The 18,503-nt window shown below is 51.2% G+C and carries 13 protein-coding genes; 10 read left to right on the forward strand and 3 right to left on the reverse strand.

What is annotated here, in order from left to right:
* Nucleotides 1-3: 3 nt before the first annotated feature.
* From ACJJI0_RS16725 to ACJJI0_RS16735, 3 genes are all read right to left on the reverse strand, one after another.
* Nucleotides 4-1,026: a succinylglutamate desuccinylase/aspartoacylase family protein gene (locus tag ACJJI0_RS16725; protein WP_444883468.1), complete on the reverse strand. Its 1,023-nt coding sequence runs from the start codon at nucleotides 1,024-1,026 to the stop codon at nucleotides 4-6.
* Between the two features lie 82 nt (nucleotides 1,027-1,108).
* The gene (locus ACJJI0_RS16730; protein ID WP_444883469.1) at nucleotides 1,109-4,189 is read right to left on the reverse strand and encodes a DUF6531 domain-containing protein; all 3,081 of its coding nucleotides are present in this window, start codon (nucleotides 4,187-4,189) and stop codon (nucleotides 1,109-1,111) included.
* A gap of 23 nt (nucleotides 4,190-4,212) precedes the next feature.
* Entirely contained in the window at nucleotides 4,213-5,076 is an 864-nt protein-coding gene (locus ACJJI0_RS16735) for a Stp1/IreP family PP2C-type Ser/Thr phosphatase (RefSeq protein ID WP_252084215.1), read from the reverse strand.
* Nucleotides 5,077-5,266: 190 nt separating this feature from the next.
* On the opposite strand from ACJJI0_RS16735, the gene ACJJI0_RS16740 reads away from it, so the two are divergent.
* The 10 genes from ACJJI0_RS16740 to ACJJI0_RS16785 all read left to right on the forward strand — a co-directional run bounded on the left by ACJJI0_RS16740 (nucleotide 5,267) and on the right by ACJJI0_RS16785 (nucleotide 18,409).
* Entirely contained in the window at nucleotides 5,267-5,986 is a 720-nt protein-coding gene (locus tag ACJJI0_RS16740) for a transposase (protein ID WP_252084216.1), read from the forward strand.
* Nucleotides 5,987-6,056: 70 nt separating this feature from the next.
* Nucleotides 6,057-7,556, forward strand: a complete 1,500-nt coding sequence (locus ACJJI0_RS16745; RefSeq protein WP_444883470.1) for a type VI secretion system contractile sheath domain-containing protein — start codon at nucleotides 6,057-6,059, stop codon at nucleotides 7,554-7,556.
* A gap of 133 nt (nucleotides 7,557-7,689) precedes the next feature.
* Nucleotides 7,690-9,468, forward strand: a complete 1,779-nt coding sequence (tagH, locus tag ACJJI0_RS16750; RefSeq protein WP_444883471.1) for a type VI secretion system-associated FHA domain protein TagH — start codon at nucleotides 7,690-7,692, stop codon at nucleotides 9,466-9,468.
* A gap of 23 nt (nucleotides 9,469-9,491) precedes the next feature.
* On the forward strand, nucleotides 9,492-10,109 hold the full coding sequence (gene tssJ / locus ACJJI0_RS16755; protein ID WP_444883472.1) for a type VI secretion system lipoprotein TssJ: 618 nt from the start codon (nucleotides 9,492-9,494) through the stop codon (nucleotides 10,107-10,109).
* Nucleotides 10,110-10,175: 66 nt separating this feature from the next.
* Nucleotides 10,176-11,513, forward strand: coding sequence for a type VI secretion system baseplate subunit TssK (tssK, locus tag ACJJI0_RS16760; protein WP_444883473.1), 1,338 nt, complete (start codon nucleotides 10,176-10,178; stop codon nucleotides 11,511-11,513).
* A gap of 1 nt (nucleotide 11,514) precedes the next feature.
* Complete coding sequence (gene icmH / locus ACJJI0_RS16765) at nucleotides 11,515-12,381, forward strand: type IVB secretion system protein IcmH/DotU (protein ID WP_252084221.1); 867 nt, start codon at nucleotides 11,515-11,517, stop codon at nucleotides 12,379-12,381.
* A gap of 53 nt (nucleotides 12,382-12,434) precedes the next feature.
* Nucleotides 12,435-15,974, forward strand: a complete 3,540-nt coding sequence (gene tssM, locus ACJJI0_RS16770) for a type VI secretion system membrane subunit TssM (protein ID WP_444883474.1) — start codon at nucleotides 12,435-12,437, stop codon at nucleotides 15,972-15,974.
* A gap of 6 nt (nucleotides 15,975-15,980) precedes the next feature.
* A complete protein-coding gene (gene tagF / locus ACJJI0_RS16775; RefSeq protein ID WP_444883475.1) occupies nucleotides 15,981-16,661 on the forward strand; it encodes a type VI secretion system-associated protein TagF in 681 nt (226 codons plus the stop codon).
* A gap of 24 nt (nucleotides 16,662-16,685) precedes the next feature.
* Nucleotides 16,686-17,414, forward strand: coding sequence for a SapC family protein (locus ACJJI0_RS16780; RefSeq protein WP_444883476.1), 729 nt, complete (start codon nucleotides 16,686-16,688; stop codon nucleotides 17,412-17,414).
* 212 nt (nucleotides 17,415-17,626) lie between these two features.
* A complete protein-coding gene (locus ACJJI0_RS16785; RefSeq protein ID WP_444883477.1) occupies nucleotides 17,627-18,409 on the forward strand; it encodes a hypothetical protein in 783 nt (260 codons plus the stop codon).
* Nucleotides 18,410-18,503: the final 94 nt, after the last annotated feature.

Below are 18,503 nucleotides of genomic sequence, written 5' to 3' on the forward strand. Positions count from 1 at the left end.
CCTCTAGAAGTTCTCATCCGGTAGTAGGCTGTCCTGCAATAACTCGAGGTTTTCAACTACCTCCTGGGGTTCGTGGAAATAGGCGATGTGATACATCGCCTCTCCCTCCTGCACCAGTGGGATGTTCTGCTTGCCGATTATGATTCCCTCGCCATTACTGCGTACCTGGTCTAGTTCATTGCCAAAGGGGTCGGCAACAGTGGCGAGCAGGTCACCTTCGTACACTTGATCACCAAGCGCTTTAAGGTGGGTGGCTATGCCGCTGTCGCCGGCTCTTAGCCAGCCGCTGCTACGAGCGATAAAGGGTTCTATTAAGCTGCGTCTGCGCCTTACCGGGAGCATACCCAGATGTCTGAGAACGTTAGTCACTCCTTTCAGGCCAGCGCGAATGCACAATTCATCAAAGCGCAGGGCTTCTCCTGCCTCATAGAGGAGGATTCTCACTCCCCGATCTGCGGCCGCCTGGCGTAGGGAGCCATCGCGAATCGATGCATTCAGCAATACCGGTACACCGAAAGCCTTGGCCATGGCACGGGTCACATCGTCGTCGAGATTGGCGCGTACCTGGGGAAGGTTACTGCGGTGGGCGGCCCCGGTATGCAGATCAATGCCGTAATCGCATTTGGCCACTATCTCACGTAGAAACACATGGGCCATTCGCGCAGCCAGGGAGCCTTTGGCTGAACCGGGAAAGCTGCGATTGAGGTCGCGGCGATCGGGTAGGTAGCGGGTGTGCTGGAGCACACCGTAGACATTGACCATAGGTACGGCAATCAGGTTACCGCGAAGGGATTTTAGACTGCGGCTCTGAATCAAACGGCTGATGATTTCGATGCCGTTTAGTTCATCGCCGTGCACGGCCGCACAGACAAAAATCGTGGGGCCCTCCCGTTTACCGCGCTGTACATAAACGGGTATGGCCATTTCTGTATTGGTGTAGAGGCTGACTACAGGCAGGTCTATATGGCGGGATTCCCCCTTGGCCACTGCGATACCGCCAATTTCAAAGTTCGGGGATTCTTGCATGGTTACGTTCGCAATTGAGAGCTCTAAGTTTAGGGAATAGAGCAGGCCAGGGTGGGCCCCGATGAGGGGCGCCAGTAGGATTTTAGAGCCTGATTAGCGGCATATTGGACGTAGTGTGAGAGAAAATCCTTGAGCCGTTCAGCCACATTTGCAGGGCGGGATTCCAATATCCGGAAGTGGTGTACCACAGGCCAGTCTCAATATCGGCGATCAAGCCGATACCGCGCCAGGGGCCAGGAGTTTGTCCAAAAGCTCGGCCATTTCTGTCCTCGGCATCTTTTCCCTGAGACCATTGCACCGTGCCCTGTGCGTCGAAAATAGCCAGCGGTTTTCCCTGTGAGTCAGTGTGATAGTACTCACAGCGGCCGGAGCTCCAGTGGCAGAGTACGGATCCGTTTAAGGGGTGTGTTATCCAATGGCCAATGCCGCGGGATTTACCATCGATCTGGTGTGCTTCAGCCCAGATGCCCAGGCCACTCCAACTGCTAGTGACCCGGCGCTGGCGTGACGATTTCCGATGGGTGCAGGTTTTACTCAGACGGCGCCCGAACGGGTCATAGCGGAAATGAGTTTTAAAATCGCCGCATTCTGCGGTGCTCATCAGCCCCCAACCGTCGTACTGGTATTGATAATCTCTGCGCCCGGGAATTTGCCGCTCGGCGACCACGTTGCCGCGCTTATCCCTGTCAATTTGTGCCTGGGGAAACCCGGTCTGGCGTATTGGAGTAGTGAGCTGTAGCGGGGGGCACTTATCGAATTGCCAAGCGAGGGCGAGTCCACTTTCCAGACTAAAAGGGGTTCCAAACCGATGCTTGACTGTACAGCGCACTTCTCCCTGAATATGAATAGTATTTTGCTCTTTGAACTCACTGCGCAGCACCGGCTCGCCATTGGCATCCACACCGTAAAGCGCGCCACAGGGTGTGAGCGTGTAGGCCAAGTCGAGGTTGTCGGAGCTGGCGCTTCTCAACCAGCCGCGTGAATCGTACTGATACCTCAGGCTGAAATCGCGCACGTCACTGCTGTCGTGGTTCTCGGCGATAACCCGGTTGCGTCGGTCGTATTTAAAACGGACAGATGAATGTAAATTGTTAGCTTGAATCAGGCGTTTTTCAGTATCGTAATGGAACTCATTAATTTGGCCATTATTATTGCGTATGCTGGCGAGGGTGCCTCTGTCGTAATAGTGGAAGTACCAACGGCAGTCGTTATCACAGTATTCACTTAGGCTGCCATCAACGCTGTAGTTCCAAGTGAGTTGGCGCTCGTCCGGGGTGCGGTGGCTGATCAGTTGGCCGAGTCCATCATATTGCCAGCAGTAATCTCCGGTGGGGGTTTGCAGCTGGGTCAACTGGCCCTGGGTATTGTGGTGTAAAGCCCATTGGTTGCCATCGGCGAAATGTATCTGGCAAATACGGCCGCAGCTATCGTAGTCCCACTGCAAGCTTTGGCTGTTACTGGCATGGATGGCGTGGGGTTGGCCACGCTCGCAGTAATCGATTCCATATTGGTAGCTGCCTATGTGGGACTCGCGTAATTCGCCGGTGGGGCCATAGCGCCACTCACGCCAAGTTTCCCCATTGACGACCAGCGTGGTCATGCGCTGCCAGTGATCGTATTCGAAACCCCACTGCTTTTCCCCTCGGCGCACCGTTTGTAACTGCCCCTGGCCATCCCAGGTAAACTCAATGCAGCCGCCCTCGGGATCTGTAATTTGCGAGAGCAAACCGCGATCGCTAAAGAGTAATTTCCACTCTTGCTGTTCTGGGTCGATAATTGCCTGTGGCCGTCCCTTGTCGCTGTAAGTGAACAGCCATGATTGTTGTTCACTTAACTGTACTGCCTGTGGGTAGCCGTCTTCACTGTATAAATAACGCTTGCTGTTGCTCCCTTCGGTGATGCGCCGCAAGCGGCCAAATTCATCGTAGCGGAAGAAGGTACGCTGTCCATCTGCGTTAATCTGCTGGCAGAGATTCCCGTAGCAGTCGTAGAGCCAGCTTTTTTGCCGCTGCCCTTGACGCTCTTTGGTGAGCTGGCCGAACTGGTTGAAGTGCAGCTGTTGTGGCGTTCGCTCAGTATTTTCTACCTGGCAATTCCCACGGTTGTGTTGCCAGGTTAATAATGTTTCCGACTCCTCTTGTATCAGCCTGTGGCAGTGCCCTTGCAGGTCGTACTCAAATTGACGCTTGCCACTCACACCGCTGTGCGCTTGCACAAGCAATAAATCGTGATAGTGATAGCTCTCCAGATCGTGGTTACTGTGGACTTCGGTTAGTAGACCGCCCTGGAATTCATAGCTGCACAGATTGCGCTGATCATCGGGAGCGTGGTTATTCAGCAGTTTGGTAAGGCGCCCGCCGCGGCTTTCGAAGTCGAGTACCCGCCCCCAGGAGCTGACAATTTTTCTGGGTAACCCTTCGCTGTAATCAATGGTTAGGGAATTGCCGAACTGATCTCGAATCTCGGTAAGCGGGAGTGCACTGTTGACTCCATCTGCGCGAAAAATTTTATCGGGCTCATTAAAGGTGGAGAGTCGATAGCTGTGCAGACTCTGCCGGAATAGCAGCAGTCGTTCGAAGCGGTTATAACAGCCGTGCCCAATCGCGGGTAACTGGAACTGAATCTTGCGGCCTTCGGCATTAAACAGTTCTACTTGGTTATCCTGCACCAGTAACTGTTCGCTCAGCGAATGACGCCAGCCAGCTCCAATTCCACTGTCTTCATCGATACTAGAGCGGTAGTATCGTTTCCAAGAAAATGGCAGTGGCCCCGGTATTGTGAGGTCCACACATTCGAAATTCAGTTCGCCGGTTGCAATGATTACCTGTTCGTGTACCCGACGGCACCGGCTAAGAGCGGGGACATGAGTCCCCAGTGGGTTGGTACCGGGAGTATTAATAAATTGAACTGGGCCCTCATTGACTCCGGGTAACAGCTCGACTTCAGGTGCAGCTGAAATTGTATAGGTGTTGACCTCGACAGTAGGTGGTTCTGGCCACAGAGGTCGGTGGTGGCCGTCAGTAATTTGGGCCTCGGGAAGTTCTTCAATAGCCTCCACCCAGCGATAGGCTGCCGCAGGATTTCCCTGGGGGAAGGTGGCTGTGGAGGGGCTTAAGACTTTGAGCAGGTTGGGGACCAGCTGGGTGAGACGTTCCGGTGTCATTCTTCAGCTTCCGGCAAACAGTTTTATCGTTGCGCTTTTCTGATAGTTACATCTGGTGATTTTGGTCTTTGGGTTGCGCTCTGCTCTTGTGCGAGTATCTGCGCTGCGGGTTGGGAGGAGTATTCAAGAATACCCGCACTGATATTGTCGCGCCCTCCCATTCTGTTGGCATCATCAATAAAGCGATAAACACATTCCAGAGCGGGGCGGTGAGTGGCAAGCACTCGCTCAATCGCATGATCGTCCAGATATTCAGTTAAGCCATCGGTGCAGAGTAATAGCAAAGCGTTCTCTGTTAATTTCCAGCTATTAATTTCTGCTTCTACAGAATTGGAAACGCCCAAAGCGCGGGTTATGTGATTTCGCACACTGGATTGCTGTGCCTGCTCCTCGCTTATTTGACCACTGTCTATCATTTCCTGAACAACACTGTGATCGCGTGTAAGGCGCTGTAAGCCGAAGTTATTCCATAGATAAGCGCGAGAATCACCAATATGCGCGACGATCAGAAAATCGTGCCACATAACAGCGACAACAATTGTTGTTCCCATTTTTGCAAAATGCGGGTTGGTATTTTTTGTGTTTAGGAGGGCGTTGTTGGCACTGTTGATAGCGTCGATCAAAGTCGCGCGTAAAATCAATTGTTGTTGCTCGGGTGTGCAGGAGAGAAAGGTATGTTTTAAAAGATCTTCTAAATGGAATTGAACGGTTTCTGCCGCTATTTTGCTAGCTGTGGCACCGCCTGTGTATCCCCCCATACCATCCGCTATCACGATATAGGCGAAAGGTTGGTCGGCGCTGGCATACCAGCGAATACTATCCTCGTTTTCCTCGCGAACTTGACCAATGTCAGTGCGTCCGTTGACCGCCAGACTTATCTGATCCATGTCTGGTGCAACTCCCCTTTATTTAAATAGCAACAAAATGCAGCGTAACATGATTACAACCACTAACCAGAGTTCATGTTAACTTGGCAGTAGACTAAGTTTGAAATTTTTTTCCCTGATTTGCGATAATAAAACCTTTATTCATCACTAGAAAGGCATTGCGCCTTATAAAAAAGGATTTGCTGGCAAAATGCCTCGTTTGCCCAGGCTCAATCTAATAGATATCCCTCAGCATATTGTGCAAGTTGGTCACAATAATTTGCCGTGCTTCTTTGATGAGGAGGATTATCAATATTATTTGATTAGTTTGCGCAATGCTGCTGATCAGTACCATGTGGATGTGCATGCATACGTCCTACTGCCCAATATGATTCAGATTATTGCCACCCCGAGGGTTCCAGATGGCATACCTTCAATGATGCAATCTCTAGGGCGTCGTTACGTACAGTTTGTCAATCACCGTTACAAGCGTTCCGGCACCATTTGGCGAGGGCGTTATAAATCCAGCTTGATTGACTCCGATGCCTACTTGCTGACCTGCTACCGCTATGTGGAACTGCGCCCTCTTTATTTGGGACTTGCTGACTCACTGGGAAATTATCAGTGGTCAAGTTTCAATCATCATGTAAACACTAAGCATGATAATTTGATTAAAGATCATCGTTTATATACCGACTTGGGTGAAAATGCCGGGCAACGTGCACAGGCTTATCGCCAGCTTTTTCGCTATAGCTTTGATAGCCGGCTACTGGATTACATCGCTGAAACCATTAAGTTGGGGCATGTTCTGGGTGGAGATGCTTTTAAAGATAAGATTGAACAAATCGCCAATCAGAGGGTTCGTCCGCTGAAAAGGGGACGACCAAGAAAGTCGAATAAAATCGAAAAACAAGTAGTGGAAACCAAATAGATAAAAACGCATGATGAGTACAAGAGGTTTCGTTGTGCTGCGTATTTTTTTTACCTGTGGATAATTAACTGTGAGCAAAGCCACTATAGCTGCCGGATTTCAAATCCACGGCGATAAAAATAAAAAGGAAGAAACCATGGACCATGGCAGTGATATTCTAAAAGTCGCAATCTTGGGCGATTTTAGTGGTCGCTCCAGCCGTCGTCAGTGCGAGCCTGAGACTATTGCTCAGCGCAGGGTATATGTGCTGAACCGGGATACTTTTGAAGGAGTATTCAGTGATCTTAGGGTGAGCCTGCAGTTGCCGGTGATGGATGAGCCGCTGCAATTACCTTGTTTCGATGATTTACACCCGGATTACCTCTACAGCCGTCTACCGCTTTTCAAACATTTTATAGCGCTCGGTCAACGCCTGCGTGATCCTGGCCAATTCCAGCAAGCCGCAGAGGAGATTCGTCAGTGGAAACCGGAGCTGACTGAAACGGGCCAAGAGGCTGCGGATTATTCATCTGAGCAGTCAATCCTCGATGAGATTCTCGCGGCGGGTCGCGAGCGCCTGGCTAGGGAAAATGGCAGTGCTTTCCAGGTGGATCAACTGATTAGGGACATTGTTGCCCCCTATGTACAAAAAAGCGTGGATCCCATGCAAGGGGAGTATTTAAACGCCTTGGCCGAGGCGACCTCTGACACTATGCGCAAGGTGATGCATCATAGTGATTTCCGCCAGTTGGAGGCGAGCTGGCTCAGTCTGCATTTCTTAATGAGGCGACTAGACGAACACCCAAATTTGCAGCTGCACCTGATTGATGTCAGCAAGGAAGAGCTGCTTGCCGATTTTGCCAGTGCTGAGAGCGATCTGGAAAAGTCTCAGGTTTTTAAATTACTGGTTGAGCGTGAAACAGTCGCCGGTGATCGTCCCTACAACCTCGTGTTGGGTGACTTCTTTATTACGGACGAGGAGAGGGATCTGCATCTGTTGATCGATCTCTCCACTATTGCGGAAGCGGCTGGAAGTACTCTGCTTCTCGGAGGGGACACCAAACTGGCCGGCTGTCCCAGCTTGGCAGGATCAGTTGATCCAGATGATTGGTATTATCCCTTGAGTGAGCGCTTTGCCGAAAGCTGGCAGGCGGTACGGGATTACTCCGCCAGTGAGTATGTTGCACTGGCCTCCCCACGCTTTATGTTACGGCTGCCATTTGGCCGTGAGACCTCCACCACTGAGCATTTTGATTTTGAAGAACTAACCCCCGATCAGGGCCATCAATACTACCAGTGGGGTAATAGTGCCTATCTGCTCGCCTTGGCTATCTGCCAGGGTTTTTCCACAACCGGCAGATTCCAGGCTCCCACCTCTGCAACCTATGAAAGCCTGCCTTTGCATCTGCGTAAACTGCCCCAGGGACAGTGGATCACCCCCTGTGCTGAAGCGTTGCTTACCGATCGTGCAGCAGCAGAGTTTAGTCAGGCGGGGCTGAGTACTATGCGCTCGGTACAGGGCCGCGATCAGATTGTCCTCCCCAGTTTAAGATCTCTCGCCGGTGGAGAATTAAAAGGGCCCTGGAGTTAAAAAGTATTTCCCGGTCACGGCATTCTCTGTAGGCCGGGTTTGAATTTCTTGTGTGGAAGGCCATTGTGCCCGAATCATTTTCGCTCTCCTTGGTAGTTTGTGTCCCAGCGGATGAGCGAAGTACAACAACTGTGTGAGTCAGGAAGACATGGATCTAATTCTCTCAGTATTGGCCGACCCCGCAGGGGCCAATATGCTCAAGCACACCAAGCTGTTCACTAAAGATGGGGGTAGTCTGGGGCGCTCTGCTGATAATTACTGGGTGCTACCCGATCCCGAACGTGTTGTCTCATCTCAGCACGCGCAAATTTCTTTCAGTGATGGGCAATTTTTCCTGACAGATACCAGCACTAACGGTACCTATCATAACGATGGCGATAACCCGCTGGGTAAAGGCAATAAACTCCCTCTGAACGAGGGGGATATCATCAATGTGGGTGAATATCGCCTCAAGGTGACGTTGCGACAGCCTCAGGCCGAAAGTGACCTGCCAAAGGGATTGGGCAGTGCCGATTTTCTCGATACTTCCGATCGCACCACCTTCAATGCCAGTGCTATGGCCAAGATGCAGAGCCAAGCGGAGGCAAAGCAGCTGGATAACTGGTTGGAACCCGGTGGCAGCAACGATATTTCCCAGTCTGGCGAATGGGGTTACGTCCCACAGAGTAGTCAGAGTGCTCCCGCGCAGGATGATTTACTGGCTGCAGATCCGGGTCCACTGGACCCCATGTCGGCTTTTGAGCAGCCACAGTCTTTCGGGGCGTCAGATGTGCAGGTACTCGGTTCACTTGGTAGCGAACCCCAAGGGCAGGCGGCGCCAGGGCAATGGTCCGATGATGAGTGGTGGAAAGATGGCAGTGCCCAGGACCATGTGCCGGCAGATCAACACTCTGTGCAAATTGCTCCACAAACTCCGGCCCAGTCATTTGAGGCTCCTCCCTCCACACAGCCTCAAGCACCTCAGCCGCAATCTTTCCAGGCACCAGCTCCGCAACCCCAGGTAGCTCCTCAGCCTCCGCTTGCGCCCCCATCACAGCCAGTTGCCCAACAGCAGCCCCAGTTCGCCCCAGCGCCAGTGTCACCTCCCCCAGTACAAATGCAGCCACAAGCCCCGCAGGCTCCACAGGATAATCCTTTTGCGGATTCTTTTGCGGCAATACAGGGACAACAGGTAGCGGGCGCACCGGGCTTTGATACTGCACAGGCGCCTCCTGCAAGCCCTATGGGTTTTGCCTCTCAGGGGCAGAGCTTTTCCCAATTGCAACAACCGGCTCCTGTTCAGCAGAGCCCGGCGCCTGAAGTACCGGTAGCGCCGGTGCAACCAGCCCCGGTTCCTCCGGTATCCAGTGTGCTGGCGGCAACGCTGGGCCTGAATATGAATCCCGGGCAACAACAAATAGCCGATCAACAGGCCGCGGAGATCGTCCGCGAAACGGTTTCCCGCCTGATCGACCTCCTACGTGCGCGCAGCAGTATCAAGAATGAGCTGCGTGTACAGCGCACTATGATCCAGACAGAGGCGAATAACCCACTGAAATTCAGTGCCACGGAGAGAGATGCGCTGGAGGCGATGTTCGCCGGTAATGGTGCTTTTTTACAGCCCAAGGAGGCGGTGCAGGATAGTTTCGATGATCTCTCCGATCACCAGGTCGCGGTGCTGGCGGGGATGCGCGCTGGTTACAGTGCGATGTTGCAGTATTTCAGCCCGGACAATATTGAACGTCGCCTGGGGAATACCTCTGGTGTATTCGGCAATAAGAATGCAAAGAAATGGGAGGGCTTCAGCGCGATGTATCGGGAATTAGTGGGCGATCCGGATGCTTGTTACCGCAAGCTTTTCGGTGATGAGTTTGCTGTGACTTATGAAAACCAGTTGTCTGAGCTGAAGAACGCCAGACAGCTGAAAAATTAATAGATCGGAAGAGGGAATTGGTCGTGTCCATAACAAAGTTACTGAAATTCACCCTACTCGGAATACTGGTAGTCAGTCTGGCAGCGTGCCAAACAACTAGGCGCACCCTGAATCTGGATACCAGTGTCGAGCTCTCGGTCAACATCCGCAATGACGTCAATCCGGATGATGATGGTCGTGCATCGCCGGTGGTAGTGCGCGTGTTTATGCTGACAGACGACCGCCAGTTTGCCCGAGAGGATTTCCTTAATCTTTATGAAAATGCGGAATCCCGTCTCGGCAAGGATCTCCTTGATACCGTTATCCTGAAGGAGTTCGCACCTGGTGAGCAGCGTGTGGAAGAGCTGCCTTTGACTCCAGAAGTGAAGTACATCGGTTTATTGGCAGAATTTGTGCAGTATCAAAAAGCCGATGCACTCATGGTGCTGCCGATAACCGACCACAAAAAGAATAGTTATCAGATTGCCTTGGCCGACACGCGTATCGGCACACCCGATAATATCGCCAAGCGACGCCGAGGCATTGTTTCACCGCTATCTCGCAACGATACCAGTGGGAAGAAGGGCGACACGGTGACAATTTCCAGTGAAGACTATGACTTGATGAAGAAGCGTCTTCAGGAAGCGGAAAAATCTAAATAGAGCGTCGCTCAGCACAGGTTTAATTAAGCCCACTTCAAGTGGAATTGGGTTTTACAAGGAAGGCATATGTCGGTTAACAACAAGGTGATCTGGAGTGAGGGCATGTTTTTACGCCCTCAACATTTCCAGCAGCAGGACCGCTATCTCGAACAGTTAGTTGAGGCTCGCACAGCTTCGCTGGGGCCCTATACCTGGGGTGTGCTGGAGCTGGCGATCGATAGTGAACCGCTCTCTATGGGAAAGATATCGCTATCCCGTGTACGTGCGATATTTCCCGATGGTACGCCAATTCTTGCACCGGAAAATGAAATCCTACCGGATGTCCTGGATGTGCCGGTTAACACCCGTGATGAGATCGTCTATCTATGTGTACCGATGAAGCGTCCCGGCAGCCAGGAATCCATCCGAGACCAGGAAGATTTTCCCCAGGCGCGCTACCAGACAGCAAACTTCGATGCGCGCAATAGTGCCGCAGCCTCCGGGGAGTCTGCCCGTATCCAGGTGGGCAAACTGCGAGTGTGTCTCAAGCTTGAGAGCGATGATCTCAGCGGATACGCGTCTATTGGTATCGCTAGAATACGCGAACGCCAGCCGGAGAAACCGGTCGAGTTGGATTCAGACTATATTCCGCCGCTATTGAATGCAGAGACTTCAGCGGTAATCAAAGCCTATATCGAAGAGGTTAAAGGCCTGTTGGATCACCGCGGCTCCGCGCTGGGACACCGCTTGAGTGATAGTGGCCGCAGTGGCTCAGCAGAGATTGCCGATTATCTGTTGCTGCAGGTTATTAATCGTTTTGAACCTCTATTAAAACAGATCACTGCTCAGCCACGCCTACACCCGCACAGTTTGTTTGTGGAGTTGCTGCAATTGGCTGGTGAGCTGTCGACATTTACTTCATCGACCAAGCGCCCGCCGGAAATCCCCAGTTACTCGCACGAAAACCTACAACTCAGCTTTGCTGGGTTGTTTTCAGCCCTGCGCCAGTCGCTCTCAACAGTTCTGGAGCAGACTGCTATTGCCATGGAATTGGTGCAGAGAAAGTTTGGTATTTATGTGGCCCCGGTTTCCGATCCCTCGCTACTGAAAACGGCCAGTTTCGTGATGGCCGCTAAAGCTGATATGCCCGGCGACCTGTTGCGCAGTCGTTTCCCCACGCAGGCCAAAGTGGCGCCAGTGGAAGCTATCCGTGAGTTGATTTCCGCTCAGCTGCCGGGATTGTCATTGCGCCCCTTGCCAGTGGCGCCGAGACAAATTCCCTATCACGCGGGTTTTACCTATTTCGAAATGGAGCGCAGCGGTGAGCTGTGGCAGGCCATGCAGAGATCTGGAGGCTTTGCGGTGCATCTCGGCGCGGAATTCCCGGGGCTGACCATGGAGCTCTGGGCCATAAGGAATAATTGATATGAGCAACGACAGCTTCAGCACTCCACCGTCGCCCAATGCAGGTGACAGGACCGTAATGATTCCCACTCCAGGTGCCGCAGCTCCGGTGCAGCCCGGTTCATCTGCACAGCCGCAGTTCTTTGCCAATCCCGGCAGTTCAGCGGATATGCAGATTCGCAATAGTTTGAATCCCCTGGTCTCCGCAGCCTCCAAGCTGCTGGGGGTGATTATCAAGCTGCGCACTACCATGAATCACTCCAATGTGCCGGATCTGCACAAGCGGCTGACCAAGGAAATTCAGGCATTTGAGCGGGAATCCAAACAGCTGGGCCTGGCCCCTGAGGCAGTGCTTACCGCGCGCTATCTGCTGTGTACCGTTGTGGATGAAGTGGTGCTGACTACGCCCTGGGGTACGGCGAGTGGTTGGAGTCAGCACTCGTTGCTCAGCCTGTTCCACAAGGAGACGTTTGGTGGTGAGAAATGTTTTTCCATTCTGCAGCGTATGCTGGAAACCCCTGCTTCCCACCTGGAGTTGTTAGAGCTCTTTTATCTTTGCCTCAGTCTCGGTTTTCAAGGCAAGTATCGCTTGGTGCAGCGGGGCCACGAGCAGATTGAGCAGATTCGCGATGAGCTTTATCGGACCATAGAGCAGCACAAATCGGCAATGGACCGTGATCTCTCTCCCCACTGGCAGGGTTGTGTCGAGCGCAAGTCGGGCCTGATTCACTACATGCCTTTGTGGGTGATTATGAGCGTCGCACTGGGGTTGTTGGTTGCCACCTACAGCGGCTATCGCTGGTGGCTTTACGAAACGACCACCCCTGTGGCTGACCGAGTAGTGGAATTAACAGGCAGTGACAGCGAGCCCCCGCAAGGGGAAGGGTGACACTCGGACCGAATTGATCCGGTGCCGACTGGGCCCGGGAGATGGAGCTATTCATGAAACGCTTGCGCGACTTTTTTACCAATAAATGGGTGCTTGGCATTATCGGCCTCGCAGCCCTGTCTGTGCTGATTTGGTTTGGGGCGGACTACATCAAGTTTGGCAGTGATAACGCCACACTGTCCCATACAGTTCGCATTACCATCATTGTTTTTATTTTCGCAATTTGGTTGGTGTGGAACCTGAGCCAGTGGCTGGTTGAACGGCGCCAAAACCAGGCTCTGATTAAGGGCATTGAAGAGTCTCAGGAAGATACCCAGGATCCGGATGAAGAGCATTCCCTCGAGGAGCTTGAGGCTTTATCGGGGCGTTTCCGCGAGGCCATGGATGTATTGCGCAACGCCCGCTTTAAGTCAGAGAAGGGCAAGGTGTCCCTGTACCAGCTGCCCTGGTACGTCATTATTGGTCCACCCGGCTGCGGCAAAACTACTGCGCTGGTAAATTCAGGATTGGAATTTCCCCTGGCGCAAAGCCACGGTAAAGAAGCCCTGGGGGGAGTTGGCGGCACGAGAAATTGCGATTGGTGGTTTACCAACGATGCAGTTTTGATCGATACCGCCGGCCGTTATACCACTCAGGACAGCCACCGGGTTTACGACAACAGTGCCTGGCGAGCATTCCTCGGATTATTGAAACGCTATCGTCGTCGCAGGCCGATTAATGGTGCCCTGGTTGCCATCAGTTTGCAGGACCTGATGGTACAGACCGATGAACAGCGCCAACATCAGGCCAAGACGATTCGTTCGCGAGTGAATGAGCTCCAGCAGGAGCTGGGAATACGTTTCCCTATTTACCTCACCTTTACCAAGTGTGACTTGGTAGCGGGCTTTAGTGAATTCTTTGATAACCTTTCACAAGCCGAGCGCGAGCAGGTCTGGGGTATGAGCTTTCCCCGTGAAGCCAATGCCACTGTCGGCGCGCCGTTGGATAACTTCAGGGCCGAGTTTAACCAGCTGATTGAGCGCTTAAATCAGAGAGTGTTGTGGCGTGTGCACCAGGAGCGCAATGTTGAGAAGCGCGCACTGCTGCAGGGATTTCCCGCCCGCATGGAAAGTTTGTCGGATATTTTAGCGGACTTTATCAAGCAGACCTTCGAGCCAAACCGCTATGAAACTGTGCCTATGGTTCGCGGTATATATTTTACCAGTGGTACCCAGGAGGGCAGCCCGGTAGACCGTATGATGGCTTCGGTAACAGCGGATTTTGGCCTGGAGCGCAGTGTTGGGCCCAAATTCCAGGGGGTTGGAAAAAGTTTCTTCCTGAATCGCCTGCTCAAGGATGTGGTATTCCCCGAAGCTGAATTGGTGGGAGTCAATCGCAAGGTAGAGAGCGCTAACCTGTGGTTGCGCAGAGGGGTATATGTCACTTTAGCTGCGGCATTTGTGGGTTCGATCTTTCTCTGGAGTGGCAGTCTCGCATCCAACAAATTGTCTATGGGGGAAGTCAATGACCACCTGGCGGCCTATGAGCAAGCCGAGGAAAAGCTAAAGGGTAAGAGGCCTACACCGGCGAATGTTTTGCAGATGCTTGAACCCTTGCGGCAGGCGACTTCGGTGTATGACCGCGAGGAGCACCCCAGGATCTCCAATCTGGGCTTGTATGACACCCGTATAGATCAGACGCTGGATAACCTCTATCGGCAAAAGCTTGAAGAGATCTTTTTACCGGCGCTATTGCGAGATATTGAAAGTAACCTCAGCCGCTTGGGGAGTGATGACCCTGCACTGGTCAGTACCCTCAAAACCTATCTGATGTTCTTCAACCCGGACAAATTGGACATCACGACCGTTGAGGGCTACTACAGCGCCCGCTGGGAACGCCAATTACCCGGCGAAGCTCAGGAACAAGATAATTTACGCTACCACCTCGATCAATTGTTGGCGCGTCCAATACCTGAAAGTGTTCAACAAAATGAGCGTGTAGTGGCTCGCGCCCGCCAACAGCTGCGGCGCATCCCTGTGCCGCAAAGGCTGTTTGCGCAATTGCAAAATAGCGATCTTGGGCAGACCTCTGTCGACTTGTATCAGGAAATCGGCGGTGATACCCAACAGGTGTTTGGTGTGAGAGCTGGCGATTCACGCTTTAGTATCCCCTCCCTATATACCAAGGCGGGTTATAAGGACGTGGACTTTGGTGCAGATTCCCAGTTGATGACCACTATGGCGGATGAGCGCTGGATCTACGGTGGGGAACTCAGTGGTGAGGACTTTACCGAAGCCGATCGGACGAAACTCGGCGAGGATGTAAAGCGTATTTATCTGGGGGAGTATCTTCAGCACTGGCAATCCTTCCTTGGCGGTTTCAGCATTCGCAGATTCAACAGCACTTCCCAGGCACTTGAGGTTCTCTCAACCCTGTCAGACCCCATTTATTCCCCATTACTGGCAATCACGGAAATTACTTCGGATAACACACGCCTGACATTGCGACCGGAGCTGTCGGTGGATGCCAAGGGGGTGCCATTACCGGTATCCAGTACAACTCGCCGACTCGGTGGTGCGGCACTGGATAGCGCAGCAGGGGCGTTGAAGGACCGCTACAAGCCTAATATTGTTGATGTGCGCTTTGAGGAAATACAGCGCATTACACAAAGCGAGAAGGGCAGACCCGCACGGGTTCAGGAGTATCTCCAGACTATCAATAAGATTCAGGAATATCTGACTGAAATTGACAGTGCTCCAGACTCCAATGAAGCGGCGTTCGCCAGTGCCAAAGCCCGTTTTGCTGGGGGCGGCGATGCGATTAAGCAGCTAAGAGTCAAAGCGGCCAATGCGCCGGCGCCTTTTGATAAATGGCTGACCGAAATTGCTGACAGCACTTGGGCTCTGGTTATGTCGAAAGCCAAGGGGCATCTAAACCGGGTATGGCGTGAGCAAGTTTATCAAAGCTACGCCAGCAGCCTGGCAAATCGCTATCCGCTGCGCAGTGACCGGGACCAGGAAGTACCAGTTATTGAATTTAATCAATACTTCAAGCCTGGGGGCATTGAGCAAAAGTTTGTTACTGAATACTTAAAGCCTTTCGTCGATACTAGAAATTGGAAAGTGAAGTATGTGGAAGGGCAGGGTATGAGCCTTTCAACTGAAACGCTGTCCCAGCTGCGTAGAGCGGAGAAGATTCGTAAGACCTTCTTTAAATCGGGAGAAAGCGCAGCTTATTCTTTCCGTATAGAGCCAACCAAGCTGGATTCCAGTGTGCGCCTGTTTGAACTTGAGCTGGGAGATCAGCGTGTTCCCTATTCGCATGGCCCCAAGACCAGTAAAAAACTCACCTGGCGCGGTGGTGAGAGTAATCGGGTGCGGATTATCTTTGAAGATCTCAATGAAACCGTACACCGTAAACATTTCGAAGGAGATTGGGCTTGGTATCGACTTCTTGCAAGCTCAGATCTTGAGACAGGGCGAAGCAATGCGGAGCGTTTGGTGACCTTCTCTGAAGAAGGGCGGAAAGCACAATTCAAACTAGTGGCTTCGAATGTAAATAATCCTTTCGATCGCAGTTTACTGCGTGGTTATCGGTGCCCGGAGACTCTGTAGTAGGGAGTGAGTGACTTGCAAAGCAGCATAGGTATTTTTGGCAAGCTTCCTGGGCATGGGGATTTTATCCAGCGTCAGCTTCCAGCGAGTTTCGTCAGGGTGTGGGATGAATGGCTGCAGCGTGCAGTGCATGGCTCCCGAGAAATAATGGGTGAAAACTGGCTGGACTACTATTTGACCAGTCCGGTCTGGCGCTTTGCCCACAGTAAAGGAATCATTGATGAGACCCCCTGGGTAGGGGTTCTAGTGCCTAGTGTGGATAGTGTGGGGCGTTATTTTCCTTTGACTATCGCCGCACCGTTACCCTCTTCTATGGACATAATTAACTTTATGTCAGATGCAGATAGGTGGTATCGGGAACTTACAGAATTGGCTGTCAACGCACTGCAAAATATGCTCCATGCAGATCAGTTGTTCGAGGCCTTTAGTGAGGTGCCTGTAGAACTGGGGCAGCTGGCTACAGCTGCAGCACAGAGTGAGTTCTTTGTCGCGAGTAATGATGCCTCGGGTAACGAAAAGCGCTACGCGGGGTTACTCGGACAGGTATGTCGTAAGCAGTTCGCCAGTTACAGTCTGTGGTCTTGCGAAGGGTCACAGCATCTAGCCCCAACCAGCGTGCTTTGCCCCTCTTTACCCAGCCCTGAATTTTACTGCTCTATGTTGGGTGCCAGTCAGCAAAGACAGTGAATAAATAGGTAAAGGATATCTAGTGTGAAGCAAATAATAGTGGCTTTAAATAGTAATAAGCATCGGCGGCATAGTGTGTTAACCGGTGATATTTCACACAGTGAAACTCGACATATCTGTCAAGTGTACCTACCCGAGTTCACGGCCCTGGCTGGAGAATGTCCGATCATATTTTTAAAGTCTCAAGAAGAGAATGCCCTGGAAAGTTGTGCTTTATTAGGAATAAAACCGGGGCAGAATCTTTTTATTCAGCAGGATAAATGGTTGGGTGGTTATATCCCGGCAACATTGAGAGCTTATCCATTTTACTTGCATTACAAAGATCAACTGGAAACAAATCCAATAATTTGTGTGGATTCATCCTCTCTCTCACTTGGTAGCTTAGATGGAAATAGAAGTAGGCTATTCGATGATGAGGGGCAAGCGACAAATGCATTATTGCAGGCCAGAAACTTACTGAGTGGAATTCATCAGCAGAAATCAAATAATAAAGAGTTTATTCGTTGCCTCACTGAGATGGAACTCTTTCAGGAGCAGGTAGTGGTAGTCGATTTACCTGGTAATACCAAACATCGATTAACCGGTGTATTTTGTGTTACTTCAGAGCGTATGAATGCATTGGATGATAATGACTTCTTACGCTTAAAAGAGCGTGGCTATTTAGCTCCAATATACGCTCATATGCTGTCTTTGCATCAGTCAACAAATTTAAGCCGGCTATTCAAAAAGTATCAAGCGAGGCTACTTCACTAGAGGGTTAAGGCTAAACAATAAAAACCCTATTGTTTTTAAACCATTTGAGCTTGGTGAAGCAATGGCAACTTACTCCAGGTGCATTAAAGCTCATGGCATAAGTGAAATTAATTGAGTAGCCTATTTAGGGAAAAGCTACCAGTGTACAGGGCTCTTTGGTTGTCCAAATATCCGCCAACCTATCTATAACTGCAGGAAGCAAGGGTTAAGGTATGTCATATATCGTGGTATTTACTGGGGAGATTAGAGCACTTTTTGAGCGGCGAAAGGCAATATCAGCCCTGGGTAGCGAGTTTGGATTTAGTTTTACACAAATTAAAGCGCTTATGGCTAGCAGCCGCTCACAGCTTAGAAAGACTGCAGATCGTGCAGAAGCCTGTCGTTTTGTTCAGAAATTATGGGTGGCCGGTTGGCACTCCAAATTATTTTTGGACTCTGACTTGTTGCACTCTACTAAAGAATCCGTTGAGCGTGGTGCTTCTCATTTACCTGTGGTTATGGGAAAACTCCACTGTGAAGGCTCGCAGCTGCAACTGTGCGCACCGCGTAATTGGGTAGTTTGTAATAATTTGAATCCAAACGCTGAAATTCAGGCTGGTGATACCGAATTAAACCGGTACCTGATTGTATTGGAGCAAAAGAGAACTGAACTTCCCGAAGAGCTAAGCCTCACGGACTATGCCGAGGCTCAGATGCAGCAGTGTTTGAGCAAAGTATCTAATGGCAACCTTCTAAGTGGCCCACAAGTGCTAGAGCGCGATTGGCAAATGGGTTTGTTGTACGAGATGAGTGCTAATGTCGGCAAAGATTCGGTTCAATATATGGTTGTTTTTTTTCGCGGCAAAGAGAGTTTCTATACCCTTTTTCTATGGACCTCTTTGCAAAGCTTTGCACAAGCAAAAACAGAATTTATTCAGATAGTGGCAAGTTTTCAATGCTCTCCGGAAAGTGAGACTACCGCAGAAAGTAAGGCCTCAGCTGTAATTGCTGTGTAATCGGCTTGTCAGCGGCTGTAAAATCTAAAAAAATAACAAAAATTATTTGTTTAATATTGTGCGCTGTGCACTTTTTTTAAGGTATTGCGATTAC

The sequence above is a fragment of the Microbulbifer mixtoriginis (SeqCode) genome (genome assembly GCF_052466695.1).

Excerpts from the sequence above, each read along its gene's own strand:
- ACJJI0_RS16725 (WP_444883468.1), bottom strand. The coding sequence starts at position 1,026 with ATGCAAGAATCCCCGAACTTTGAAATTGGCGGTATCGCAGTGGCCAAG.
- ACJJI0_RS16730 (WP_444883469.1), bottom strand. The coding sequence starts at position 4,189 with ATGACACCGGAACGTCTCACCCAGCTGGTCCCCAACCTGCTCAAAGTC.
- ACJJI0_RS16735 (WP_252084215.1), bottom strand. The coding sequence starts at position 5,076 with ATGGATCAGATAAGTCTGGCGGTCAACGGACGCACTGACATTGGTCAA.
- ACJJI0_RS16740 (WP_252084216.1), top strand. The coding sequence starts at position 5,267 with ATGCCTCGTTTGCCCAGGCTCAATCTAATAGATATCCCTCAGCATATT.
- tssK (WP_444883473.1), top strand. The coding sequence starts at position 10,176 with ATGTCGGTTAACAACAAGGTGATCTGGAGTGAGGGCATGTTTTTACGC.
- icmH (WP_252084221.1), top strand. The coding sequence starts at position 11,515 with ATGAGCAACGACAGCTTCAGCACTCCACCGTCGCCCAATGCAGGTGAC.
- tssM (WP_444883474.1), top strand. The coding sequence starts at position 12,435 with ATGAAACGCTTGCGCGACTTTTTTACCAATAAATGGGTGCTTGGCATT.
- ACJJI0_RS16785 (WP_444883477.1), top strand. The coding sequence starts at position 17,627 with ATGTCATATATCGTGGTATTTACTGGGGAGATTAGAGCACTTTTTGAG.